24 protein-coding genes are annotated in these 25,137 nt (G+C 62.9%); 17 read left to right on the forward strand and 7 right to left on the reverse strand.

All coding sequences use genetic code 11. The features are described from left to right. Positions 1-4: 4 nt before the first annotated feature. From rnr to rpmG, 6 genes are all read left to right on the forward strand, one after another. Positions 5-2,311 carry a ribonuclease R gene (gene rnr / locus AC1D0N_RS21185; protein WP_477247312.1) on the forward strand — a complete coding sequence of 769 codons (2,307 nt, stop codon included), beginning with the start codon at positions 5-7 and terminating at the stop codon, positions 2,309-2,311. Beyond that, positions 2,311-2,763 carry a DUF983 domain-containing protein gene (locus AC1D0N_RS21190; RefSeq protein WP_477247313.1) on the forward strand — a complete coding sequence of 151 codons (453 nt, stop codon included), beginning with the start codon at positions 2,311-2,313 and terminating at the stop codon, positions 2,761-2,763. The genes rnr and AC1D0N_RS21190 overlap by 1 nt, the downstream gene beginning before the upstream one ends. 176 nt (positions 2,764-2,939) lie before the next feature. Further along, complete coding sequence (locus AC1D0N_RS21195) at positions 2,940-3,680, forward strand: NUDIX hydrolase (RefSeq protein ID WP_477247693.1); 741 nt, start codon at positions 2,940-2,942, stop codon at positions 3,678-3,680. 23 nt (positions 3,681-3,703) lie between these two features. Next, positions 3,704-4,879: an MFS transporter gene (locus AC1D0N_RS21200; protein ID WP_477247315.1), complete on the forward strand. Its 1,176-nt coding sequence runs from the start codon at positions 3,704-3,706 to the stop codon at positions 4,877-4,879. 121 nt (positions 4,880-5,000) lie between these two features. Next, entirely contained in the window at positions 5,001-5,459 is a 459-nt protein-coding gene (locus AC1D0N_RS21205; protein ID WP_477247317.1) for a YqfO family protein, read from the forward strand. A 164-nt stretch (positions 5,460-5,623) separates the two neighbouring features. Beyond that, the gene (gene rpmG / locus AC1D0N_RS21210) at positions 5,624-5,791 is read left to right on the forward strand and encodes a 50S ribosomal protein L33 (RefSeq protein WP_006201775.1); all 168 of its coding nucleotides are present in this window, start codon (positions 5,624-5,626) and stop codon (positions 5,789-5,791) included. A gap of 480 nt (positions 5,792-6,271) precedes the next feature. On the opposite strand, the gene AC1D0N_RS21215 is transcribed toward rpmG, so the two are convergent. Continuing rightward, positions 6,272-7,645, reverse strand: a complete 1,374-nt coding sequence (locus AC1D0N_RS21215) for a PleD family two-component system response regulator (protein WP_477247319.1) — start codon at positions 7,643-7,645, stop codon at positions 6,272-6,274. Positions 7,646-7,678: 33 nt separating this feature from the next. Then, positions 7,679-8,050 (reverse strand): response regulator, encoded by a 372-nt coding sequence (locus tag AC1D0N_RS21220; RefSeq protein WP_023667574.1) that lies wholly within the window; start codon positions 8,048-8,050, stop codon positions 7,679-7,681. A gap of 237 nt (positions 8,051-8,287) precedes the next feature. Here AC1D0N_RS21220 and AC1D0N_RS21225 point away from each other — a divergent pair, with 237 nt between their 5' ends. Together AC1D0N_RS21225 and AC1D0N_RS21230 are read left to right on the forward strand one after the other, a co-directional pair. After that, positions 8,288-8,587, forward strand: coding sequence for a DUF3572 domain-containing protein (locus AC1D0N_RS21225; RefSeq protein WP_477247322.1), 300 nt, complete (start codon positions 8,288-8,290; stop codon positions 8,585-8,587). After that, the gene (locus tag AC1D0N_RS21230; protein ID WP_477247323.1) at positions 8,584-9,237 is read left to right on the forward strand and encodes a hypothetical protein; all 654 of its coding nucleotides are present in this window, start codon (positions 8,584-8,586) and stop codon (positions 9,235-9,237) included. The genes AC1D0N_RS21225 and AC1D0N_RS21230 overlap by 4 nt, the downstream gene beginning before the upstream one ends. A 25-nt stretch (positions 9,238-9,262) precedes the next feature. On the opposite strand, the gene AC1D0N_RS21235 is transcribed toward AC1D0N_RS21230, so the two are convergent. Further along, positions 9,263-10,795: a hypothetical protein gene (locus AC1D0N_RS21235; protein WP_477247325.1), complete on the reverse strand. Its 1,533-nt coding sequence runs from the start codon at positions 10,793-10,795 to the stop codon at positions 9,263-9,265. Positions 10,796-10,898: 103 nt separating this feature from the next. After that, the gene (locus AC1D0N_RS21240; RefSeq protein ID WP_477247326.1) at positions 10,899-11,474 is read right to left on the reverse strand and encodes an N-acetyltransferase family protein; all 576 of its coding nucleotides are present in this window, start codon (positions 11,472-11,474) and stop codon (positions 10,899-10,901) included. 65 nt (positions 11,475-11,539) lie between these two features. On the opposite strand from AC1D0N_RS21240, the gene AC1D0N_RS21245 reads away from it, so the two are divergent. Next, complete coding sequence (locus tag AC1D0N_RS21245) at positions 11,540-12,868, forward strand: DNA polymerase IV (protein ID WP_477247328.1); 1,329 nt, start codon at positions 11,540-11,542, stop codon at positions 12,866-12,868. Between the two features lie 10 nt (positions 12,869-12,878). On the opposite strand, the gene AC1D0N_RS21250 is transcribed toward AC1D0N_RS21245, so the two are convergent. Continuing rightward, a complete protein-coding gene (locus tag AC1D0N_RS21250) occupies positions 12,879-13,385 on the reverse strand; it encodes a hypothetical protein (RefSeq protein WP_477247330.1) in 507 nt (168 codons plus the stop codon). A gap of 185 nt (positions 13,386-13,570) precedes the next feature. Here AC1D0N_RS21250 and AC1D0N_RS21255 point away from each other — a divergent pair, with 185 nt between their 5' ends. Then, positions 13,571-14,452 carry a DMT family transporter gene (locus AC1D0N_RS21255; RefSeq protein WP_477247332.1) on the forward strand — a complete coding sequence of 294 codons (882 nt, stop codon included), beginning with the start codon at positions 13,571-13,573 and terminating at the stop codon, positions 14,450-14,452. On the opposite strand, the gene dnaE is transcribed toward AC1D0N_RS21255, so the two are convergent. Next, positions 14,449-17,943 (reverse strand): DNA polymerase III subunit alpha, encoded by a 3,495-nt coding sequence (gene dnaE, locus AC1D0N_RS21260; protein ID WP_477247695.1) that lies wholly within the window; start codon positions 17,941-17,943, stop codon positions 14,449-14,451. The genes AC1D0N_RS21255 and dnaE overlap by 4 nt on opposite strands. Before the next feature lie 270 nt (positions 17,944-18,213). On the opposite strand from dnaE, the gene AC1D0N_RS21265 reads away from it, so the two are divergent. Beyond that, positions 18,214-18,441 carry a hypothetical protein gene (locus AC1D0N_RS21265; protein WP_477247334.1) on the forward strand — a complete coding sequence of 76 codons (228 nt, stop codon included), beginning with the start codon at positions 18,214-18,216 and terminating at the stop codon, positions 18,439-18,441. Between the two features lie 26 nt (positions 18,442-18,467). Then, positions 18,468-18,899 (forward strand): hypothetical protein, encoded by a 432-nt coding sequence (locus AC1D0N_RS21270; RefSeq protein ID WP_477247336.1) that lies wholly within the window; start codon positions 18,468-18,470, stop codon positions 18,897-18,899. A gap of 21 nt (positions 18,900-18,920) precedes the next feature. On the opposite strand, the gene AC1D0N_RS21275 is transcribed toward AC1D0N_RS21270, so the two are convergent. Further along, entirely contained in the window at positions 18,921-20,933 is a 2,013-nt protein-coding gene (locus AC1D0N_RS21275; protein ID WP_477247338.1) for an acetyl-CoA carboxylase biotin carboxylase subunit, read from the reverse strand. A 197-nt stretch (positions 20,934-21,130) separates the two neighbouring features. Between AC1D0N_RS21275 and AC1D0N_RS21280 the strand changes: the two genes are divergently transcribed. The 5 genes from AC1D0N_RS21280 (at position 21,131) to AC1D0N_RS21300 (ending at position 25,136) form a co-directional block, all read left to right on the forward strand. Next, positions 21,131-22,258, forward strand: a complete 1,128-nt coding sequence (locus AC1D0N_RS21280) for an S-(hydroxymethyl)glutathione dehydrogenase/class III alcohol dehydrogenase (protein ID WP_477247340.1) — start codon at positions 21,131-21,133, stop codon at positions 22,256-22,258. A gap of 68 nt (positions 22,259-22,326) precedes the next feature. Beyond that, positions 22,327-22,896, forward strand: a complete 570-nt coding sequence (gene gfa, locus AC1D0N_RS21285; RefSeq protein WP_477247342.1) for an S-(hydroxymethyl)glutathione synthase — start codon at positions 22,327-22,329, stop codon at positions 22,894-22,896. Between the two features lie 64 nt (positions 22,897-22,960). Further along, positions 22,961-23,428, forward strand: a complete 468-nt coding sequence (locus AC1D0N_RS21290; RefSeq protein ID WP_477247344.1) for a YaiI/YqxD family protein — start codon at positions 22,961-22,963, stop codon at positions 23,426-23,428. Between the two features lie 22 nt (positions 23,429-23,450). Continuing rightward, positions 23,451-24,131, forward strand: a complete 681-nt coding sequence (locus AC1D0N_RS21295; protein WP_477247346.1) for a DUF1345 domain-containing protein — start codon at positions 23,451-23,453, stop codon at positions 24,129-24,131. Positions 24,132-24,257: 126 nt separating this feature from the next. Next, entirely contained in the window at positions 24,258-25,136 is an 879-nt protein-coding gene (locus AC1D0N_RS21300; protein ID WP_477247348.1) for a cytochrome b/b6 domain-containing protein, read from the forward strand. Position 25,137 lies beyond the last annotated feature (1 nt).

Raw genomic sequence — 25,137 nt, forward strand, 5'->3', positions numbered from 1 at the left:
CGGCGTGGCGCGCAGGATCACCGGCAGAACCCACGGCGATCCGCGCACCGCTGATACCCGCGCCAAGGTCAAGGACGACTATCGCCCGTCGCGCGACGAAATCCTGCGCTATATCGCCGAAAATCCCGACCGTTCCGGGAAACGTGAGATCGCCAAGGCGTTCGCGCTGCGCGGCGACGACCGCATCTGGCTGAAGGACATTTTGCGCGACCTGCAGGACGAGGGCCTGCTGACCAAGGAGCGCAAGCAACTCGCCCGCGTCGGCGCCCTGCCCCATGTCGCCGTGCTCGACATTTTTGGCCGCGACGGCGACGGCATCTTGCTGGCGCATCCGGCCGAGGCCGTCGGCCCTGGCGAACCGCCCGTCGTCTCGATCCGTGTGTCGCGCAGCGGCAACGGGCCGGCGCCCGGCATCGGCGACCGCGTGCTGGCCAAGACCTTTCCGACCAATGAGGCGACCGGCCCCGCCTATACCGGCCGGGTGATGAAGATCTTCGAGAAGCGCACCGATGCCGTTCTCGGCATCTTTCGCATCTTGCAGGACGGCACCTTTCGCATCGAGCCGGTGGAGCGCCGCCAGCCCGAGCTGATCGTCGACAAGGAATTCCAGAACGGCGCCAAAAACGGCGATCTGGTCGAGGTCGAGCCCGCGAGGGCCTCGCGCTATGGCCTGCCGCGCGCAAAAGTGCTGGCGGTGCTGGGGTCGCTGACCAGCGAAAAGGCGGTCTCGATGATCGCCATCCACGCCCATGACATTCCGCACATTTTTCCGGCCGACGTCATCGCCGAATCCGAGGCCGTGAAGCCGGCGACGCTTGATCACCGCGAGGATTGGCGCGACCTGCCGCTGATCACTATCGACCCCGCCGACGCCAAGGACCATGACGACGCGGTGTTCGCCACGCCGGATCTTGATGAGAAGAACCCTGGCGGCGTCATCGCCACCGTCGCCATCGCCGATGTCGCCGCCTATGTCCGCTATGGCACCGCCCTCGACCGCGAGGCGCTGAAGCGCGGCAATTCGGTCTACTTTCCGGACCGCGTCGTGCCGATGCTGCCCGAGCGCATTTCCAACGATCTCTGTTCGCTGCGCGAAGGCCAGGATCGCCCGGCTCTGGCGGTGCGCATGACTTTTGCCGCCGATGGCCGCAAGCTCAGGCATTCCTTCCACCGCGTCATGATGAAGTCGGCGGCAAAACTGGCCTACCCGCAGGCGCAGGCGGCGATAGACGGTGTGCCCGACGACAGGACCGGCCCGATCCTCGACAGCGTGCTGAAGCCGCTGTGGGACGCCTACGGCATTCTCAAGCGCGGCCGCGACGGACGCCAACCGCTGGAACTCGACCTGCCCGAGCGCAAGATCGTGCTCAAGGAAGACGGCACCGTCGATCGCGTCATCGTCCCGGAACGGCTCGACGCCCACAAGCTGATCGAAGAGTTCATGATCCAGGCCAATGTCGCTGCCGCCGAAACGCTGGAGGCGAAGAAGCAGGCACTGGTTTTCCGCGTCCATGATGCGCCGTCGCTGGCCAAGCAGGAATCGCTGCGCGAGTTTCTGCAGACGCTCGGCATGTCCTTGGCGCGCGGCGCGCAGATGCGACCAAGCCAGTTCAACGGCATTCTGGAGCGCGTGCGTGGCGCCGACAATGAGGGGCTGGTCAACGAAGTGGTGCTGCGTTCGCAGAGCCAGGCCGAATATTCGCCAAAGAACATCGGCCATTTCGGCCTCAACCTGAAACGCTACGCGCATTTCACCTCGCCGATCCGCCGCTATGCCGACCTCATCGTGCATCGCGGGCTGATTGCCGCCCTTGGCCTCGGTCCGGGCGGGCTGACACAGGATGAGGAAGCACGGCTCGAAGACGTGTCCGTGCTGATCTCGGGCACCGAGCGCCGCGCCATGGCCGCTGAGCGCGACACGGTCGACCGGCTGATTGCCGCCTATCTTGCCGAGCGCATCGACGATCGTTTCGACGCGCGCATTTCGGGCGTCACCAAATCGGGACTATTTGTCCAATTGCCACAATTTGGCGCAGATGGTTTCATCCCGGTGTCAACTCTCGGCGGCGATTACTATATATACGACGAGACGGCCCGATCGCTCTACGGAGAGCGCACCGGCAAGGGTTATCAGCTTGCCGACCGCGTCGAAGTCCGCCTCATCGAAGTGGCGCCAATGGCCGGTGCGATGCGTTTCGAGATGCTGACCGACCCGAAGCCGCTGCCCGGCTCCAAGCGGTCGTTTCACAAGGCCAAAGGCCGCGCCCGTGCGTCGCAATCGCGTCCAGGCTCGCGCGGCAGGAGACGATGATGCAAAACGAACTGGGTCTCGAACAGCCGATCTTCGGTGGCGAACATCACTCGGGCCGGGCCGCCCGCCCGCTGTGGACGGCGATGAAGCGCGGCGCGCTCGGCCGCTGCCCGCATTGCGGCGAAGGAAAACTGTTCCGAGCCTTCACCAAGACCGTCGAAAAATGCGATGTCTGCGGCGAGGACCTTCATCACCACCGCGCCGACGACCTGCCCGCCTATCTCGTCATCGTCATCGTCGGCCACATCGTGCTGGGCGCCTTCATGGGTATCGAGGCGACCTCCACCCTGTCGCTCTGGCAGCACATCGTCATCTGGGTGCCGCTGACCATCCTTCTGGCGCTGGCGCTGCTGCAGCCAGTCAAGGGCGCCGTCATCGGCCTGCAATGGGCGTTCTATATGCACGGCTTCGGTGGTGAAGAAGACAGGATCGAGTCTCATCCCGAGGCTTGAAATCAAGACTGGCGCAATCGGCCACGGCCGAACGCCACTTTCGCATTCGAGAAGATTCCGCTAAAGCGCGTCGCGTGTGAAGGGATTCATGCGACGCGCTTTTGATTTGTGTTTTCATGCATGTCGTTGTCCCAAACCGCTACGCACTTTTGGGCGGCATGCATCAGGTCGAGCGTATGGACGGGATGACCAAGGCAGAAGTCGACAGGGTTGAGCGGCGCGAAATACCGCGTGACGCCAGGCCTATGCGCCCGCGTGACGCCGCGACGCTGATCCTGCTCGACCGCCAGGGCGATGAGTTTCTGGTGCTGATGGGCCGTCGCCACGCCGGCCACGCCTTCATGCCGGGGAAATTCGTCTTTCCCGGCGGCCGCACCGATCCCGCCGACAGCCGTATCCCCGTCGCCACCGCCTTGCATCCGCAGGAAGAAGCGAATTTGACCGCCGGCGTCGGCCGCACCAGCCTGGCGCGTGCCCGCGCCATTGCGCTCTCAGCAATCCGCGAAACCTACGAGGAAGCCGGCCTGCTCATCGGTCAGAAAGGCGCCTTTGCGACGGACAAGCGCGATTGGCAGGGTTTCGTCGAGCACGGCGTAACGCCTTCGCTGGCAGCGCTGCGCTTCATTGCCCGCGCCATCACCCCGCCCAACCGGGTGCGCCGTTTCGACACGCGCTTCCTCAGCGCGTGGCGCAGCGATGTGGTGGTCGAATTGCCGGGTGGCGGCCCGACCAACGAACTGGAAGAACTGGTCTGGTTGCCGCTGGCCAAGGCCAGGGAGGCCGACATACCCGACATCACCCGCATGATCCTGGACGAGTTGCAGACCCGGCTCGCCCGCGATCCGCTGCTGCATCCCGGTGGTTCGGTGCCCTTCTACCGGCTGGTCCGCAACCGCTTCACCCGCGAAATTCTGTAAAGCATCGAGTAATCAGGCATCTCATGACGGTCGATACCCAACCACAGGGCGACGAACGCGTACACTGGCTGCCGATGATCGCGGCGATCTCGTCGATCAGCGTCGTCGGCATCGCCATCGGCCTCGGCATGCCGCTGCTCAGCGTCATCTTGGAAACGCGCGGCCATTCGGCATCGATGATCGGCCTCAACACCGCGGTCGCCGGCCTGGCCTCGATCGCCGGCGCCCCACTTGCCACCCCGCTCGCCATGCGCTTCGGCGTCGCATGGACCATGATTGCCATGATTGTCGCGGGGGCGCTCGCCTTCGTCGGTTTCCATTTCGCGCCGGATTTCTGGATGTGGTTTCCATTGCGCATCGTGCTGCACATCGCGCTGACGGTGCTGTTCATCCTGTCGGAGTTCTGGATCAGCACCTCGGCGCCGCCGCACCGGCGTGGCCTGGTTCTCGGCATCTACGCCACCGTCCTGTCGCTCGGCTTTGCCGCGGGACCGTGGCTGTTCGCCCATCTCGGCAGTTCCGGCTTCGCGCCCTTCGGCGTCATCATCGGATTGGTGACGCTGGCCGCCATACCGGTGCTGGCCGCGCGGAACGAAAGCCCCACCATTGTGGCCGACGGCGAGACCAGCAATTTCCTGCGCTACATCTGGCTGGTGCCGACGGCGACCGCTGCCGTGCTGGTATTCGGCGCCGTCGAAACCGGCGGTTTTGCGCTGTTCCCGGTCTACGGCAACCGCATCGGCTACTCCGAGGCCGACGCCGCCCTGCTGCTGACCATGATCGGCCTCGGCAACGTGCTGTTGCAGATCCCGATCGGCATGATCAGCGACCGCGTCTCAGACCGCCGCTATCTGCTTCTGGCCTGCGCCATCGTCGGACTGGCAGGCACCATCTTCATGCCGTTCTTCGCCCAGAACTGGCATCTGATGGCGGCACTGCTGTTCGTCTGGGGCGGTGTGGTCGCGGCCATGTACACGATCGGCCTCGCTCATCTCGGCTCCCAGCTCTCCGGCCATGAACTGGCATCCGCCAACGCTGCCTTCGTGCTCTGCTATGGCGTCGGCATGGTGCTCGGGCCGCAGGCGATCGGCATTGGCATGGACGCTTTTGGACCGTCCGGTTTCGGTTGGGCGCTGGGCCTGTTCTTCGGCGCCTATATCGCGCTGGTCGGCGTCAGGCTGTTGCGAAAGATCCTGTAGCGCACTGCATGGCCGCCAGCCCTGCGTTCATAGCCGCTCGCTGTGGCTGCTGACAGAACCGTGTCAGGAGCCTCCGGGTAAAAGAGTGTCCTCGAAAACACCTTGAGTTGAGGATATCTCCATGATCGACAGCGGCTTTGAAACCACATCCCTTCGAATGACGCTTCTGCTGCTTGTGACCTTCCAGGCGCCGGCCGCGGATGTCGACCGCATCATGGACGCCGTGGTCGCGATAGCGCCGCTGGTCATGGGCAAATATGACCGCAATGCCTATCAGTCGGCGCACGGCATCGAACGCTACAGGCCCCTGGAAGGCACTGCCGCGGGGCCGGAGACCGAACTGCGGCGTCGCCCGGGCACGGTGGAGGTTTCGTTCGAATTGCCCGATGACCAGGCACTGGCCTCCCGGGTGGTCGAGGCAATCTTCCAGGCGCACTCCTATCAGGAACCGGTGATCCGCATTCAGCCAATCCTCGCCAGCCGGTCCAAGGGGCTGGATGACCAGGCCAATCCGAATCGCTGGTGGAACACGACGGGTGACTGGAAGAAGGCCGCCTCGCCGCTCAAGGAGGACGCCTGACAAAGGGGAACGGTGGGCTCCAGACCGGCTCGGGAATTCGTGACCAAGCCGCGCGGGCTTGACTTTCAGGGCGCTTTCTTTATGTGTCGCGCCAAGTTTCCCGCGTCCGGGTGTTTCCCCGTGCTCCAGCGGCTAAAACTCCACCAACACAACGGACGAACATCATGGCCAAAGCCGCAAATATCAAGATCAAGCTTCTGTCGACCGCCGACACCGGTTTCTTCTACGTGACCAGCAAGAACAGCCGCACCAAGACCGACAAGCTGTCGTTCCGCAAATACGACCCGGTCGCCAAGAAGCACGTCGAGTTCAAGGAAACCAAGATCAAGTGATCTGGTTTCTCTCCGCGATACAAAAACGCCGCCCATTGGGCGGCGTTTTTGTTTCAAGGCGCGCTGAAAAGCACGAAACTTCCGAAGTTTGGCGCGGAATCCTGATGTAATCCTTTTGAGAGAAGGGGGCCGGTCGGCGGTTGGCAGCGGTACGAGGAGGCCACTATGTGCCAGCGCCGGCCGGCCGACCCCACGGACCCAGGAGATGCGGCGGACCTGAGCATCATGGGGTATTTTTCGGATCGATCCGGCAATCTGTCCTCGCGCCGGCTCCGTCTATGGGCTGCACATTTGCGCAACAGCTTATGGAAATCAACAGTTTCTTAACCAAGGCTCCCGAATCGCTTGGATTAAGGTAAATTCGTAACCCTGTCGGGTTGACAGGATAATCGGGCGCCGGCCCCTGGGCATGATTAGAAAAGATCATGCTCGAACACCGAGATAGAACTCCATCCCGCGTCCATCGGGATGGAACAGGCCCTAAGCCGCCTTGGCAACGACGCGATTGCGGCCGCCGCTCTTGGCTTCATAGAGCGCAAGATCGGCGCGCTTCATCAGTCCCGCGACCGTATCCGCCCCCTTGAGCACCGACGATACACCGACGCTGACGGTGACTTCGACCGTCTTGCCCTCATGACCGAGGGCAAAGGGCAGCTGGGCGATTTCGGCGCGAATACGCTCGGCAACCCTTTCGGCGACCGCGCCATCCGTGTCCGGCATCACCACCACGAATTCCTCGCCGCCGAAGCGGCAGGCAAGGTCGATGCCGCGCACATTCTTACGCAGCCGCCGCGCGAATTCGCGCAGCACCGCATCGCCACCGTCATGACCATACGCGTCATTGATCGTCTTGAAGCGGTCGAGATCGGTGATCATCACCGAAAGGGGCCGTCGTCGCGCCACGGCGCGATCGAACAGCGTCTGCAGATGGCTGTCGAGGTAGCGGCGGTTGTGCAGCCCGGTCAGTCCATCGGTCACCGCCATCTCGATGGTCTGGGTGACGCTGGCGCGGAGCTGGTCGTTATAGCGCTTGCGGCGCACCTGCGTGCGCAGCCGCGCCAGCAACTCCTGCTGGTCGATCGGCCGCATCAGGTAGTCGTTGATGCCGAGTTCGAGGCCGCGGATGATCCGCCCCTCCTCACCTTCCTCGGCAAGGAGGATGATCGGCAGGAAGCGGGTACGATCGAGCGAACGCAGTTGCGAGCATAGCCGCAGCGGATCGAATTCGGCAAAGGCCGTCGAGATCATGACGCATTCATAGGGCGCTTCGGCAGCCTGGAAGAAGCCGGCATGCGGATCGGTGGCAATGTCGAGATCGGCACTGTCGCACAGCATCTTCTGGATGCGCTCGACCGAGGATTTGCGCTCGTCGATCAGCAGAACTTTTGGCGTCGCGTCTTCGGACGTGAAGGTGCGGCTCAAAAGCTCCTCGATGCCGATGTTGCGTGTGGTCGAGGCACGCAGGCGCAATTCGTCGGTCAGCGACTTCAGCCTGACCAGGCTTTTCACGCGCGTCATCAGCTGCAGGTCATTGACCGGCTTGGTCAGGAAATCGTCGGCACCCGCCTCGAGACCGCGCACCCGGTCCGCAACCTGGTCGAGCGCGGTGATCATGACAACCGGGATATGCGATGTCGCCGGATCGCTCTTCAGCCGCCTGCAGACCTCGAACCCGTCCATGTCAGGCATCATCACATCGAGCAGCACGACATCGACCTTGCCGTTTTCGCAGGTCTCGATCGCGTCCGGCCCGTTGGAGGCGGTCAGCACCTCGAAATATTCGGCCAACAGCCGGACCTCGAGCAGCTTCACATTGGCAGGGATGTCGTCGACGACGAGGATCCGCGCAGTCATGTCATGAGGCTCCGGCTAGGCTGGCGATGCGCATCAGGCATCGCCCAGATAGGATTTGATGGTTTCGATGAAACGCGGCACCGAGATCGGCTTGGAAATATACGCCTCGCAGCCACCCTGGCGAATGCGCTCCTCATCGCCCTTCATGGCAAACGCGGTGACGGCAATGACCGGGATGGAGTGGAGGTCATCGTCCTCCTTGAGCCATTTGGTCACCTCCAGGCCTGACACCTCAGGCAGCTGGATATCCATCAAGATGAGATCCGGCCGGTGCTGGCGCGCCAGATCGAGCGCTTCCAGACCGTTGCGCGTGCGCACCGTCTCATAGCCGCTTGCTTCGATGAGGTCCCGAAAGAGCTTCATGTTGAGCTCGTTGTCCTCGACGATCATGACCTTCTTAGGCATCGATTTCCCGTCCCGGCGAGCCTTCTGCCCGAAGGCTGCCGTCATGCGCCCTTGTTGGAGCACACCAAACCCACGTTCACTCTAAGGCAATATGATTGACGAAACGGAAACCCGCAGTTGCAAAAGCTATTCGGATTCCATCTCGAAAACCGCATTGGACCGGGGCGGTGGCTTGCCGCAGGCGACGCTTGCGATTACTGCGGAAAAGAGACTCATTTCCGCACCAAGAAGGTAGTGATGGCAAACGCAGCGTCAATGCGCGAGGAAGCCGAAACCATTGCCGTGAAGGCGCTGGGCTTCGTCGCCGCCGATCCGGAACTTCTGCCGCGCTTTCTGGCGATCACCGGCATCGAAGCCCATTCCATCCGGCGGGCCGCCAGCGAGCCGGGATTCCTCGCCGGTGTGCTGCAGTTCATCCTCGCCCACGAACCGACCTTGTTGCGCTTCGCCGAAGAAACCGGCACGCCGCCGGCCTCGGTCGGCAAGGCCTTCCGAGCGTTGCCGCTGGGCGGCGACGACCATGAGCATTCGATATGAGCGATGATCCCGAAACCGCAAGGCAGATCGAGGAACTTGCCGCCGACGACCGGCCGCTGCTGGTGCTCGACGTCGACGATGTCGTGCTCGAATTCATCCGGCCGTTCCCGCGTTTTCTCCAGTCGCGCGGCTTTGAACTGACGCTGGCCTCGTTTCGTCTCACCGGCAATATCGCCGAAACGGCGAGCGGCCGTCTGATCGACCAGGCGGAGGTGACCGATCTCCTGGGTGATTTCTTTGACGCGCAGGCCGACTGGCAGAGTGTCACCGACGGCGCCGCGCACGCGCTGACGAGCCTCGGTGATCGCGTCGAGATCATCCTGCTGACAGCCATGCCGCACAGACATCGCGCGGTGCGCCGCGCCCATCTCGACGCTCTCGGGCTGAACCACCCGCTTTTAACCACCGAAATGGCCAAGGGCCCGGCCGTGGCCAAATTACGCGGCACCAAGGGCCGGCCAGTGGCCTTCGTTGACGACCAGCCGCACAATCTGGTGTCGGTGCGCAGCGCCGTTGCCGACGCGCACCTCTTCCACCTGATGGCCGACAATTCGCTGCGCGCCTTCCTGCCGCCAGTGCCTGACGACATCGTGGTTGTTGAGGATTGGCACGCGGCTATGCCGAAGATCGCGACGGCGCTCGGGCTCTAAAGCCAGCCGCGTCGAAGCCCGGCGCTCAGGGACTAAGCTTCGCCCCTGCCCCACCACCGCTGTTCCCCTCGCCAGGAGTCACATCCTGATCGGTGTTGTCTTCCACCACAGGATCGGGACCCTTCAACATGGCGCCGTTGACCGCCACCGAACCGTCGTGCTTGGCGTTGATGACCCATTCCAGCCGGCCGTCCGGGAGGGTCTTGGCAAATCCCTTGATGGCCAGCGCGCCGGTGAAAGCTTGCGAAGCCTGAGGGTCGGTCCTCGCCGCTTCCTGCAGGCTTGCCACGATCTTGTCATAGCCGGTGACGTCGATGGTCACGTTGGCATCGGGCTTCTCGCCATCGGGAAACGTCATGTCGCCCTCCAGCGCGATTTCAGCACCGCCGCTCTTGACCGTGCTGTGGCCGACGAAAATCTTGGGACCATTGGCCAGGAAGTCAGCCTTCAGCCCCTCGCCAAAATCGTCCGACAGCGGCGGATTCTTGTTGAGATCGAAGGCTTCGATTGCCTTCTTCGCCATGGTGTCGAGATCGATGTTGGCGCCGCCGAAATTGAGATCGAAATCGGTGGGCAGCAGCGCCACGCTCCAGGCCGGAACAAGATGTTGCGGTATCGAGAGCCCCGACGCTTTGATCCCGTAATTGATCGTCCCGCTGCGGGCGACGCCGTCCATGCCGAAAGCAACACCCACATTGGCCGCGCCGAAACTGCCGACCGGGCTGCCGACGCTGAAATCCTTGAACCTGTAAGCGCCATCGATCCGCTCCCATAGCGGCAGCGCGGCCAAGAGGTGCGACTTGAGTTCGGCTTGGTTGGCCTTCAGATTCGCCTCGTCCTGATTGGCCACGGCGAAGGCCAACAGGTCCAGAAGAGGCTTCGTCCGCAGCCCCTTGCCTTTAGCGTCCACCGACAATTCGGGCGACTTGATCGCCAGCGGGATTTTCTGCCCGCTGTTAGGGTTATCGATCGCGATCGATTCGGCAAAGTCGGCGATTGTCTGAACCATGTTGAAATCGACACCGCCATTTGCGCCCTTGATAGCGCTTATTGTGGCAGTTCCAGCACCAGAACTCATATCCGTGCGCTGCCTGGCATCCTGCGACGTCATCGTCATGCCTTCCAGCGACGACGTCGCGCTGCTGAAAGCCGCCAGTTCGGGATCGTAGATGCCGACGAACTTGCCGCCCTTGATCGACACCTTCATGCTTTGCGGACCCTGAGGCCCGTTGAACTCCATCGTCCCTTCTGGTGCCAGATTGCCTGAGACATCCCACGCGCCATCGCTGCGTGGCTTGGTCAAGAGCGCATAGGGCGTGAGATCAAGCTTCAAGCCATCCTGTTTGCCCAGGAGATCCACGAGCGGCTTGAAATCGAATGCGAGCTTGTAGGCATCGCCGTCGACCGAAATCTTCAGAAACCCTATGTCGAACGGCGTCTTGCCGAAATAGCGCGCCAGATTGTCGGTAAGCTGCTTCGCGCCCTGGCTATCAACCGTCTGGCCAAGCGCCGGTGCGCTGCAGGCAAGAAGCAAAACAAATGGCAAAACGCGCTTCATATCGATCCTCCACTCTATTGCGGCCGTCAAAACCGTTCTTGCCACTGGTAGGGAAATACCATCACGGCTGCAAGACAACACCCATGATTGCTGGCGGGCTGTCCTACAGCACCAGCCGCATCAGCGGCCGGCCGGTTTTGCGCTCGACCAGCCGCTCGAAGCCGGCCTTTTCGAACACCCGCGACGAGCCGACGAACAGGCCAATCGATCGCGAATCGCGCGACAGGTCGATCGGGCAGGCCTCGACCTGCCGCGCACCGTTCTCGCGGGCAAAGGCGATGCCGCCTTCGACCAGTCGGTGCGAGATGCCTTGCCCCCGCGCCTTGACGCGGATGAAGAAGCAGGAGATCGCCCAGACGCCTGGATCCGTGGCATCGCCCTGGTTGACCGGCGCCGACCCCCTGCCCTGATTGTTCCATTCGGGCACGTCGGCACGCGGGCCGATCTGCATCCAGCCGACCGCCTTGTCGTCCTCGAAGGCCAGCAGGCCGGGTGGCGGCCCGGCCTCGATCCGCGCCTTGATATGATCCTTGTTGCGCTCGCGGCTGCTCTCGCGACGCACGGCCGGCGCCAGCCGGAAATGCGTGCACCAGCAGCCGTAACAGGCGCCCTGCTTGCCGAAAAGGTCTTCGAAATCCGCCCACAGCGCGGGCGCCAGCGGCTTTATGGTCGTGGCCATGCGTTCTCCCCAGGCCAAGCTTGTCGCTGCCCTCGGACTGACGTACCATTGCATTTGTTCTCTTTATGTTCGCAGCGATGGCGGCCCCTGTCAACAATCCCGAGCACGGTTTTTGCCGCGACTGCCTGACCTTTCAGCGCAGCGAGGCACGCCGTTGCGAGCGCTGCGGCAGCCCGAGGCTGGCCCGCCACCCCGAACTCTACCGTCTGCATCTCGCCCATATCGATTGCGACGCGTTCTATGCGGCCGTCGAAAAGCGCGACAATCCGGCGCTGAAGGACCGGCCGCTGATCATCGGCGGCGGCAAGCGCGGTGTGGTCTCCACCGCTTGCTACATCGCCCGCATCCACGGCGTGCGCTCGGCGATGCCGATGTTCAAGGCGCTTGAAGCCTGTCCGGAAGCGGTCGTTCTCCCGCCGGATATGGAAAAATACGTCCGCGTTGGCCGCGAAGTCCGCGCGTTGATGCAGGCGCTGACGCCGCTTGTCGAGCCGCTTTCCATCGACGAGGCCTTTCTCGACCTTGCCGGCACCGAGCGGCTGCACGGCATGCCGCCTGCCGTGGTCTTAGCGCGGTTCGCGCTGACTGTCGAAAAGGAGATCGGCATCACCGTTTCGGCCGGCCTTTCCTACTGCAAGTTCCTCGCCAAGGTGGCCTCGGACTTCCGCAAGCCGCGCGGTTTTTCGGTGATCGGCGAGGCCGAAGCGCCGGGCTTTCTGGCTGAGCAGCCGGTGACGATGATCTGGGGTGTGGGAAAGGCCTTCGCCGCAAACCTCGAACGCGACGGCATCCGCAGCATCGGTCAGTTGCAACGCATGGAGCGCGGCGACCTGATGCGTCGCTATGGCGTCATGGGCGACCGCCTCTACCACCTGTCGCGCGGCGAGGACGACCGCCGCGTCCACCCCGACCAGGACGCCAAGAGCGTATCGGCGGAGACCACCTTCGACACCGACATTGCAACCATGGACGAACTGGTTCCGGTGCTTAGAGCGCTGTCGGAGAAGGTCTCGGGGCGGCTGAAAAAGTCAGGCATCGCCGGACGCACCGTCGTGCTGAAGCTGAAGACGCAGGATTTCAAGCTTCGCACCCGCAACCGCCAGCTCGGCGACCCGACCCGACTGGCCGACCGCATTTTCCAGACCGGGCTCGAACTGCTGCGCAAGGAAGCGGACGGGACGAAATATCGGCTGCTCGGCATCGGCGTCAGCGACCTCTCGGACGACGACAAGGCCGATCCGCCCGACCTGGTCGACATCCAGTCACGCAAGCGCGCCATGGCCGAAGGCGCCATCGACACGCTGCGCGACAAGTTCGGCAAGAAGGCGGTGGAAACCGGCTATACCTTCGGCAAGGGCCGCAACGCCCACCCGCCCGAACCGATCGACGATTGAGGCATCGAGATCAAGTTCGCTTCAGATCGATCCGGCTCGTCACCACGCTCTTGCCGGTCTTCGGATCGACGTCGGTAACCGTCAGCCGCATGCCGTCGCCGCTGGTTTTCTCGACCGTCAGCCGCGCCTTGAGATCGCCGTTGACGACCTGGGCCCAACGAATGCCGAGATTGATCGCATTGCCCGATCGGCTGCCGGCGAGCTGCGCCGGCCCGGTGCGCGATCCGACATAGACGCCGCTGTATTTCGCACCTGTGACCTTCAAGTTGGCGCTGATGGCCCGCGTTACCACAACGAGACCGCGGCAATTGCCATCCAGCGAGAGCGAGGTTGAGGTCGCATTCGACTTGAAGCTGCAGGATACACCGACATTCGGCACATCGGTGGTTACCTGGACCGTGCCTTTGCCAGCGAAATTCCCCTGCAATGAGCTCAGAAAATCGGCCTCGTCGGCATGGGCTGCGCCGCTTGCGGCCATCAGGCACCCGGCAAGCAGAAATCGTGCGAATGATTTCATCTTAAACTCTCCCCGTTGGTGTTGAAAAACCGCACTTCCAACAATTTTGGCAAATACCGGGAATCAACGCCTGCCGCAGCGGCAGGTTCCGCTGCCGACATGACTGTTTTGCAACGCGGCTGTGGCCCAGTCGAATGCGGCGGCTAGCGGTTGCGATAAAGGTCCCGACTTGCGAGATAGCGCACATGGCACCTGCTCCCTCGATCCCCAAGGCCGCATTCTGGATGGCGCTGTCGATCGCATCGTTCCTGGCGATGTCGGTCGCCGGCCGTGCCACGACAGCCGAACTCAATGTCTTCCAGGTGCTGGAGCTGCGCTCGGTGATCGGCTTTTTCATCCTGCTGCCGCTGGTGATGATGAGCGGCGGCTTTGCCGCGATGCGCACGCAGCGCCCCGTCGCCCATATTGCCCGCAACCTCATCCACTACACCGGCCAGGCGGCGTGGCTTTACGCATTGACGCTGATCCCGCTCGCCGTGCTGATCTCGATCGAATTCACGACACCGATCTGGACGGCGCTGCTGGCGGTCGGCTTTCTCGGCGAACGGCTGTCGCGGCCTAGGCTGGCGGCGATCGCGCTGGGTCTGATCGGCGTGGTGATCATCGTGCGCCCCGGCGTCGGCGCCGTCGATCCGGGACATCTGATCGTGCTCGGTGCCGCGGTCTGCTTCGGCATCTCGGTGGTCATGGTCAAATCGCTGACGCGCACCGACAGCGTCGTGCGCATCATCTTCTGGATGCTGATCATCCAGTCGGTGGTCGGCTTGATCCCGGCGCTCTACGAATGGCGCAACCCGCCGCTGGAACTCTGGCCGTGGATCGTGCTGATCGCCTTCAGCGGCATGTCCTCGCATTTCTGCATGGCCCGCGCGCTCGCTTATGCCGACGCGACGGTCATCTCGCCGATGGATTTTCTGCGCGTGCCGTTATCGGCTCTGATCGGCTGGCTGCTCTATAGCGAGCAGATCGACGCCTTCACCGCCGGCGGCGCGCTGCTCATCCTGATGGGCAATCTGCTCAACCTGCAGCGCAAGGCACCGCAAGCAGCCGAGATCGCGGCATCCTAGACCAGCTCGACTTCCACCACGCCCTGCACCGCGCGCATGGCGGATGCAATTTGTGGCGAGACGCGATACCCGCCCGGCAAAGCGATCTCGACCTCGCCCTGCGCCTCTCCCTTGATCAGGATAATACTGACCTGGCTGTCGCCACGCTGTTTGAGCTGCGATTGAATGATTGAAGTTGGGCCCTCGTCTCTCACAAAGACCCGCAGCGCCTTCTGGATGCGGCTGGCCTCGTCCTCCAGCGACTGCACCGAGTTGATGCGCAGATTGACGCCTTCAGGCCGGTCCTCGGCCGAAACGGTGATCACCACCGAGCGGCCGGGCTCGAGCAGGTCGCGATACTGCGCCAGCCCCTCGGAAAACAGCACCGCCTCGTACTGGCCCGACGTGTCGGAAAAGGCGATGACGCCCATCTTGTTGCCGGTGCGCGTCTTGCGTTCCTGCTTGGTGGTGACTGTGCCGGCCAGCCGCCCGGCGGCGGCACCGCGTTTGACGGCGGCCGAGAACTCGCCCCAATTCTGCACCCGCATCTTCTGCAAGGCAGCCTTGTACTCGTCGAGCGGATGCGCCGAGAGATAGAAGCCGACGACCTGGAATTCGCGGTGCAGGCGATCGGCGGCGAGCCATGGCTCGGTCACCGGCAAATTGAGCGCCTGCGATTGGCTCCCAAGCGAAGCGCCAAAGATATCGGCTTGACCGGAGACGGCGTTCTGCTGCGCCAGCGACGCCAGTCCCATCATCCGCTCGACGCCGGCCATCATCGCGGCGCGGTCGTGGCCGAAGCAATCGAGCGCGCCGGCGGTGATCAGGCTTTCGAAGACGCGCTTGCCGACGATCTTGGGATCGACCCGCTCGCAGAAATCGGCGAGGTTCTTGAACGGTTTTTCGCCGCGCATGGCGACGATATGTTCGACCGCCGCGTCGCCGACGCCCTTGAGCGCGGCCAGCGAATAGAAGATGCGGTTCTCGCCAACCTCGAAATTCCGGAACGACGTCATCACCGACGGCGCCGAGACCACGATGCCAAGGCGCAGCGCATCCTGGCGGAAATCGGCGAGCTTGTCGGTGTTGCCCATGTCGAGCGTCATCGACGCCGCCAGGAACTCGACGGGGTAATGCGCCTTCAGATAGGCAGTCTGGTAGGAGACAACCGCATAGGCGGCCGCGTGCGACTTGTTGAAACCGTAGTCGGCGAACTTTGCCAGCAGGTCGAAAATGAAGTCGGCTTGCGGCTTGCCGACGCCGCGCTCGACCGCGCCCGAGACGAAGCGCTCGCGCTGCTTGTCCATCTCGGCACGGATCTTCTTGCCCATGGCGCGGCGCAACAGGTCGGCTTCGCCCAGCGAATAGCCGGACAGCTCCTGCGCGATCTGCATCACCTGTTCCTGGTAGACGATGACGCCTTGCGTCTCCTTCACCAGATGGTCGATCTTGGGGTGGATCGAGGCCATCTCCTCCTCGCCATGCTTTCTGGCGTTGTAGGTCGGGATGTTCTCCATCGGGCCGGGACGATAGAGAGCGACCAGCGCGATGATGTCCTCGATGCAGTCCGGCCGCATGCCGATCAGCGCCTTGCGCATGCCGGCACTTTCCACCTGGAACACGCCGACCACTTCGCCGCGCGACAGCATGGCGTAGGTGTCGGGATCGTCTAGCGGGATCGTCGCCAGATCGATCTCAATGCCGCGACGGCGGATCAGCTTGACCGCGGTTTCCAGCACCGTCAGCGTCTTCAGGCCAAGGAAGTCGAATTTTACCAACCCGGCCTGCTCGACATATTTCATGTTGAACTGGGTGACCGGCATGTCCGAGCGCGGATCGCGGTACATCGGCACCAGCTCAGACAAAGGCCGGTCACCGATGACAATGCCGGCGGCGTGCGTCGAGGCGTGACGGTAGAGCCCTTCCAGCTTCTGCGCCATGTCGAGCAAGGTCTGGACGATCGGCTCGCGCTCGGCTTCTTCGGCAAAGCGCGGCTCGTTGGCGATGGCGTCGGCGAGCTTGACCGGGTTGGCCGGGTTCTGCGGCACCATCTTGGACAGCTTGTCGACCTGGCCATAGGGCATCTGCAGCACGCGGCCGACATCGCGCAGCACGGCGCGGGCCTGCAGCGTACCGAAGGTGATGATCTGTCCCACCTGGTCGCGGCCGTATTTCTGCTGGACGTAGCGGATGACCTCCTCGCGCCGGTCCTGGCAGAAGTCGATGTCGAAATCGGGCATCGAGACGCGGTCGGGATTGAGGAAGCGCTCGAACAGCAGCGAGAAGCGCAGCGGGTCGATGTCGGTGATCGTCGTCGAATAGGCGACCAGTGACCCCGCGCCCGAACCGCGGCCCGGTCCGACGGGAATGCCTTGCGCCTTGGCCCATTTGATGAAGTCGGCGACGATCAGGAAGTAGCCGGGAAACTTCATCTTCTCGATGATGCCGAGCTCGAAATCCAGCCGCTCGCGATATTGCTCGACCGTGTAGCCGACGGTGGGTCCATGCGCCGCCAACCGGGCGTCGAGGCCTTCATGCGCCTGCCGGCGCAGTTCGTCGGCCTCTGCCTTCAGCGCCACTTCATTGTCGGCAACATCGCCACCGGTGAATCGCGGCAGGATCGGATTGCGGTTTTTCGGATAGTAGGAGCAGCGCAGCGCGATCTCGACGGTGTTGTCGATCGCTTCCGGCAGGTCGGCGAACAGCCGCGCCATATCCGCCTGGCTGCGCAGGAAATTGTCTGATGACAAGCGACGGCGATTGTCGGCGGCGACCACCGAGCCCTCGGCAATGGCGATCAGTGCGTCATGCGCGTCATAGTCGTCACGCGCGAAGAAAAACGCCTCGTTGGTGGCGACCAGCGGCAGATCGTGACTGTACGCGAGATCGACCGAGGATTTCTCGATCGCCCGATCATAGCCGGAAACCCGATCGAGTTCGACATAGAGCCGGTCGCCGAACAGCGCCTTGAGTGCGAGGAGCCGTGCCTCGGCCAGATCGCGGCGATCTTCCTTCAGCGCCCGGCCGATCGGGCCGCGCTGCCCGCCGGTGAGGCAGATCAGACCGTCGGAATGGCCTTGCAGCATCTCGGTGGTCAGATGCACGGGTTCGCCCGGCGGCGTCTCGAGATAGACCCGGCTGACCTGCTTGACCAGATTGGAGTAGCCGGCCTCGGTCGCGGCGAGCAGCACCACGGGGCTCATCTCGGGCCCATGCCGGCGGCGGTCGCGTTGCGCGTCGCTGGTTTCGCCGGAAAAGACCAGATCGATCTGGCAGCCGATGATCGGCTGGATGCCGTCCTTCACCGCCTTCTGGGCAAATTCGAGCGCGCCGAACAGATTGTTGGTGTCGGTGACGGCTATCGCCGGGCACTCGTCCAGCACGGCGTGGCCGACGATCTTGCTGAGCTGCAAAGCGCCTTCGAGCAGCGAATAGGCCGAATGCACGCGCAGATGGATGAAAGGCCGCGCCGGCGCCTCAGGCCTTGCCGCCCTGGCAATGGCCTCGCGCATCAGCGGATCGCGTGTCGTCTTTTCGTCTGCCACTCGACTTGGCTCTCAATTCTGCCGGCGAATCTGGTTGTCGCCCTAATCTAGGCTCCCGCGCCACCGCCCGCCAGCATTCCCCGCCCCGACATCTGCCGATCCCCTGACAAACTCAACGCCGGCGCGAACGGCCGCCAGCGCCCGAGATCAGTCCATGTGAAGCGCTTCATGGTTGACGGGCACCGGCACCGGCACACTGCCAATGTGGACGAAATCATCTTTTAACAGGAGATTTTCATGGCCAACCGTTTTGTCGTCGATCTCAGCGGTCTCAAGCTCTCCAAGGGCATGGATGAGAAGCTGGCGAAAACCATCCAGCACGCGGTGCTGGCGACGATCGCCGAGACGCACACGCAACCGGAACTCGTCTTGCGCTTTCCCAGGGAATGGCTCGGACTGGTCGCGCATATCGACCAACACCAGCTGCCCGCGCTCGACAAAGAGATCAACGGAATGCTGCGCTGACACCCATGGCACTTGTCTCGGCAAATATGAAAAAGACCTCGGCGAGCCCGAAAATCGCCGAGGCCGGCGAAAAATCCTGTCCGAGCGCCCGCGCCGAGCCGGGAGCCTTGCTCATCGGCGTTGTCGGGGTGGACGGCATTGTCCAGCCGATCCCGACGCGCCTCGAGATCGATGCCGAATTCGTCGACCTGGCGAGCAAGGCCGGCGTGCCGGAAGCGCGCTTCCGCTTTGCCGGCCGTTGCGTCGAAGGCAAATGCAAGCAGTGGACCGGCAATTCCTGCGGCGTCATCGAAAAGGTGCTGACAGGGATGGCTGAGCAGATGATCAAGCCGGCCGAAAATCTGCCGCGCTGCGCCATCCGTGGCTCCTGCCGCTGGTACAGCCAGCGTGGAGCGGATGCTTGCCGTGCCTGCGTCTACGTCGTCACCGACCAGAGCATGCTGGCCGCAGACGCCTGACTGCGATCCGCCGTCGAAAAATCAGGCGAACTCCATGATCACCGCATCGACGGCGAGGCTATCGCCCGGCTTGGCGTTGAGTTTCGACACGGTGAGGTCGCGATCGGCGCGCAGCACGTTTTCCATCTTCATCGCCTCAATCACGGCCAAAGTCTCGCCCACCTTGACCTCCTGCCCCTCGGCTACGGCAATCGACACGACGAGGCCCGGCATCGGGCAGAGCAGCATTTTTGACGTATCCGGCGGCACTTTTTTCGGCATCAGTCTTTCGAGCTCGGCGATGCGCGGCAGCATGGCGCGCGCCGTCACCGACATACCTTTCCAGGCGATGCGCAGCCCGTTCGGCAGCGGCCTGATCTGCGCCGCGATCTTGGAGGAGCCGACCGTGCCGCGCCAGATGAGGTCGCCCGGCCGCCAGTCCGACGCTACCGTCAGCGCCTTGCCGCCGTCGATCGACAGGTCGATTTCCATCGGGATCGAGATCATACCCTCGAGGATGGCGGCCGAGAGGTAATCCTGGCCGATCTTGACCACCCAGTCCCGCTTCAGGGCGCCGGAATGCGGCGCCAGCCGCCCGCCCAGCCGGTCGAGCCGGTCGCGGCGCAGCAGTTCGACCGCGGTGGCGATCGATGCCAGCACGGCTTTTTCTTCGTCGTTGGGAACGATCGGTGCAAACCCGCCGGGATATTCCTCCGCAATGAAGCCGGTCGAAAGCCGGCCTTCCCGCCAGCGCGGATGCTGCATCAGTGCGGCCAGGAACGGGATGTTGTGCTCGATGCCGTCGACGACGAAACTGTCCAGCGCCACCGACATAGCGTCGATGGCCTCGAGCCGCGTCGGCGCCCAGGTGCACAGCTTTGCCACCATCGGGTCATAGAACATCGAAATTTCCGAGCCTTCGGTAACGCCAGTGTCGTTGCGGATGATGACGTCGCCGAACTGTCCTTCCTCCGGCGGCCGGTAGCGCGTCAGCCGGCCGATCGACGGCAGGAAATTGCGATAAGGATCCTCGGCGTAGAGCCGGCTTTCCACCGCCCAGCCGTTCAGCTTCACCTCGCTCTGCTTGATGGCGAGTTTTTCGCCGGCGGCGATGCGGATCATCTGCTCGACGAGATCGATGCCGGTGACGAGTTCCGTCACCGGGTGCTCGACCTGCAATCGCGTATTCATTTCAAGGAAATAGAAGTTCTTGTCGCTGTCGACGATGAACTCGACGGTGCCGGCGCTCTGGTAGTCGACCGCCTTGGCCAGCGCCACCGATTGCTCACCCATGGCCTTGCGGGTCTTGGCGTCGAGGAAAGGCGACGGCGCCTCCTCGGCGACCTTCTGGTTGCGGCGCTGGATCGAGCATTCGCGTTCGCCGAGATAGAGCGTGTTGCCATGCGCATCGGCCAGCACCTGGATCTCGATATGGCGCGGATCGACGACGAATTTTTCGATGAAGACGCGGTCGTCGCCGAACGAGCTTTTGGCTTCCGAGCGCGCCCGGTCAAAACCGTCGCGCACCTCCGACTGACTCCAAGCGATGCGCATACCCTTCCCGCCGCCGCCGGCCGAGGCCTTGATCATCACGGGATAGCCGATCTCGCCGGCGATCTTTTCGGCATGATCGGCATTCTCGATGACGCCGAGCCAACCGGGCACGGTGGAAACCTTGGCGGCATTGGCGAATTTCTTCGATTCGATCTTGTCGCCCATCGCTTTGATCGCCTTGGGCTTCGGGCCGATGAAGATTATGCCCTCCGCCTCCAGTGCCTCGCAGAAGGATGCACGCTCGGAGAGAAAGCCGTAGCCGGGATGCACGGCCTGCGCGCCCGTCTGCTTGCAGGCGGCGATGATCTTTTCCGGCAAGAGATAGCTCTGCCCGGCCGGCGACGGTCCGATATGCACCGCCTCGTCGGCCATCTCGACATGCACGGCGTCGCGATCGGCGTCGGAATAGACGGCAACCGTGGCAATGCCCATCTTGCGCGCCGTCTTGATGACACGGCAAGCGATCTCGCCGCGGTTGGCGATCAGGATTTTGGTGAACATGCTGATGTCGTTCCCTCCGGCCATTCCTTTTATGGCCTGTGCTTGTGCGGTCAAGCCGACCATGCAATTCACCGCCTTTCAATCGATTTGCGATTCCAATTCGCCGCTGTGGCCCAGTCTTGCCACCAGCTTCCAGTTGATCGCATCGAGAAAACCTGAAAGCTTGAGCAAAAAACCGCCTTGGGAGGAATTGTCTGATGAAAACCCGCGCCGCTGTTGCTGTCGCCGCCGGAAAGCCGCTGGAGATCATGGAGGTCGACCTCGATGGTCCGCGCGACGGCGAAGTGCTGGTCGAGATCAAGGCGACCGGCATCTGCCACACCGACGAGTTCACTTTGTCAGGCGCCGACCCTGAAGGCCTGTTTCCGGCCATTCTCGGCCATGAGGGCGCCGGCATCGTCGTCGATGTCGGCAAGGGCGTCACCTCGGTCAAGAAGGGCGACCACGTCATCCCGCTCTATACGCCGGAATGCCGCCAGTGCCCGTCCTGCCTGTCGCGCAAGACCAATCTGTGCACCGCGATCCGCGCCACCCAGGGCCAGGGCCTGATGCCGGACGGCTCGTCGCGCTTCTCGATCGGCAAGGACAAGATTTTTCACTATATGGGCTGCTCGACCTTCTCCAATTTCACCGTGCTGCCCGAGATCGCGCTGGCCAAGGTCAATCCTGACGCGCCGTTCGACAAGATTTGCTACATCGGCTGCGGCGTCACCACCGGCATCGGTGCTGTCATCAACACCGCCAAGGTCGAGCAGGGCGCCACATCAGTTGTCTTCGGCCTCGGCGGCATCGGCCTCAACGTCATCCAGGGGCTTCGCCTTGCCGGCGCCGACATGATCATCGGCGTTGATCTCAACAACGACAAGAAGGCCTGGGGCGAGAAGTTCGGCATGACGCATTTCGTCAATCCGAAGGAGATCGACGGCGATATCGTGCCCCACCTCGTCAACATGACCAAGCGTGGCGCCGACCAGATCGGCGGCGCCGACTACACCTTCGACTGCACCGGCAACACCAAGGTGATGCGCCAGGCGCTCGAATCCTCACACCGCGGCTGGGGCAAGTCGGTCGTCATCGGCGTTGCCGGAGCCGGCCAGGAAATCTCGACACGGCCATTCCAGTTGGTCACCGGCCGCACCTGGATGGGCACCGCCTTTGGCGGCGCGCGCGGCCGCACCGACGTGCCAAAAATCGTCGATTGGTACATGGACGGCAAGATCGAGATCGACCCGATGATCACCCACACGCTGAAGCTCGAGGACATCAACAAGGGCTTTGATCTCATGCATGAGGGCAAGTCGATCCGAAGCGTGGTGGTTTACTGAGGAGAAAAGAGCCGCCGACCGAAGGGCCAGCGACTGAAGTTGCACGGGTTCAACAAGGGAGGAAGAAAATGCCTGAGAAATTGCATCCGAAACTCGACAATGGACTGCCCAAGGAGAGCGCCAGCTTTGCCGGCGGCACGCTGGTCTGTGCCTGCACCAGCAAGCCGGTGAAGGTGAAGGTCAAGGGCCAGATCGCCCACAACCATGCCTGCGGCTGCACCAAATGCTGGAAGCCGGCAGGCGCGGTGTTCTCGGTCGTGGCCGTCGCCGGCACCGGCGACGTCACCGTCACCGAAAATGCCGACAAGCTCAAAGTGGTCGATCCCGGCGCGCTGATCCTTCGCCACGCCTGCACCGGCTGCGGCGTCCACATGCACGGACCGGTCGAGCGCGACCATCCGTTCAAGGGCCTCACCTTCATCCACCCCGAGCGCTTCCAGGAAGACGGCTGGTCACCGCCTGGCTTCACCGCTTTCGTCTCCTCGATCATCGAATCCGGTGTCGACCCGAAGCGCATGGACGGCATTCGTGCGCAGTTGAAGTCAATCGGCATCGAGCCCTATGACTGCCTCAATCCCGGCCTGATGGACTACATCGCGACATGGACCGCGAAGAAGTCCGGCGCCTTGCCGGCTTGAAGATCTGAAAAGAAGCGTTCATGGGGCCGGAGAACGATCCGGCCCCATATTCATTGGAAGCAAGATGCCCGCACCATCAATTCTCGTCGATGCAGACGCCTGCCCGGTCAAGGCCGAGGTCGAAAAGGTCGCCGAGCGTCATGGCGTCGTCGTCACCTACGTCTCCAATGGCGGCCTGCGCCCGTCGCGCGATCCGATGATCCGAAACGTCGTGGTGTCCAAGGGAGCCGACGCCGCCGACGACTGGATCGTCGAGAATGCGAAACCCAACGATATCGTGGTGACAGCCGACATCCCGCTTGCCGCCCGCACGGTGGCGCTGGGCGCCCATGTGCTTGGCCCTACAGGACGCCCGTTCACGCCGGAGACGATCGGCATGGCGGTGGCGATGCGCGACTTGAAGCAGCATCTGCGCGAGACCGGCGAAAGCAAGGGCTACAATGCCAGCTTCGCGCCGCAGGACCGTTCGCGCTTTCTCGGCGAACTCGACCGTATCTTGCGGCGGGCGCTGAAATCCGCCACACCGGGATAGAAACGGCACTCGAGGCCGCGCCATGGCGACAGACATCCCCATCACCAACCCGCTGCACCGGCACAAGCAATTCCTGGTGTCGGCCTGCGTCGGCATCCCGGCGCTGGTTATCGCGCTGATCTCGGGGGTGACGCTTGCCTATTCGATTTCGATTGCCGCCGATGCGTTCTTCGTCGTCTTCATTGCGCTCGTCATCGCCAAGATGCCGCTGCTTTCCGGCCGCTACCTCAGCAAGAATGCACGTGAGATCGACCTACCCGTGCTTGGCATCTTTGCCATCACGCTCGGCATCGTCGGCATCGCCATCGTCTTGCTGTTCCTGCTGATCAATCACAAAGACCGCGACCCCACCGAGCTCGGCTTCGCGATGCTGTCGATCCCGCTCGGCTGGTTCACCATCCATGCCATGGCCGCACTTCACTATGCGCATGTCTACTGGATGGACGGCGACGCGATCGATTCCGAAACCAAGAAGAAGATCCCAGTCGGCGGCCTCGAGTTTCCCGGCAGCAAACGGCCGGAGGGCTGGGATTTCCTCTACTTCGCCACGGTCATCGGCATGACCGCGCAGACCGCCGACACAGCCATAACCACCTCGCATATGCGCCGCGTCGTGCTTGTGCACTCGATCCTATCGTTCTTCTTCAACACGGTCATCGTCGCTGCCGTGGTCAACCTCGCCGTCAGCCTCGGCGGTTCGTGATAAATCCGGGCCCGTAATAAATCCGTGATCGGGTGAAACATCGCTATGGATTGCGACGTATTGGGAGGAGAACGTTGATCGCAGAGGCCGCGCCGAAATCGCGCGGCCGGGAGGCAAAGAATAAACATGGAAACGGTTGCCAGGAGCCAATCCGTAGGGGCAGACGCGGCCTCGCCCAGGGTTGAAACGTTGATCTACCGGCAGTCGCGTTGGACGCGGCTGACGCACTGGCTTTGGGCGATCTCGCTGTTCTTCATGCTGCTTTCCGGCCTGCAGATCTTCAACGCCCGCCCGCAGCTCTACATCGGCAAGCAGTCGGGCTTCGAATACAACAACACCGTCTTCGCCATCGGCGCCGAAAACACCACAACGGGCACGCGCGGCTACACCGAAATCTTCGGGCACCGCTTCGACACAACCGGCGTGCTCGGCTGGTCGGGACCGGCTGGCCAGGAGACTGCGCGCGGCTTTCCGTCCTGGGCGACGATACCGTCCTACTACGACCTCGGCACCGCCCGCGTGGTGCATTTCTTCTTCGCCTGGATCCTGACCACGACACTCATCGTCTGGCTGGTCGCCAGCGCGCTCAACGGCCATCTGCGCCGCGATCTCGCGCCGCGCCTCGACGATCTCAAGCGGTTGCCGCAGGACATTATCGACCACGCCAAGCTGAAATTCCACCACACGCGCGAATACAACACGCTGCAGAAAATGGCCTATGGCGGCGTCCTGTTCGTGCTCCTGCCGCTGATGATCATCACCGGCCTTGCCATGTCGCCGAGCATGAACTCGGTGCTGCCATTCCTCAACGAAGTGCTGGGCGGCCGGCAGACCGCGCGCACCATCCATTTCACCGTGATGCTGCTGCTCATTGGCTTCTTCGTCATCCACATCCTGATGATCCTGGCTGCCGGGCCAATCAACGAATTGCGTTCCATCATCACCGGCTGGTACCGCACCGATTCTCCCTCGCATGACGACAAACCCGCCGAGAGGAGCGCCTGAC

The organism is Mesorhizobium sp. P2_E10 (assembly GCF_056404235.1).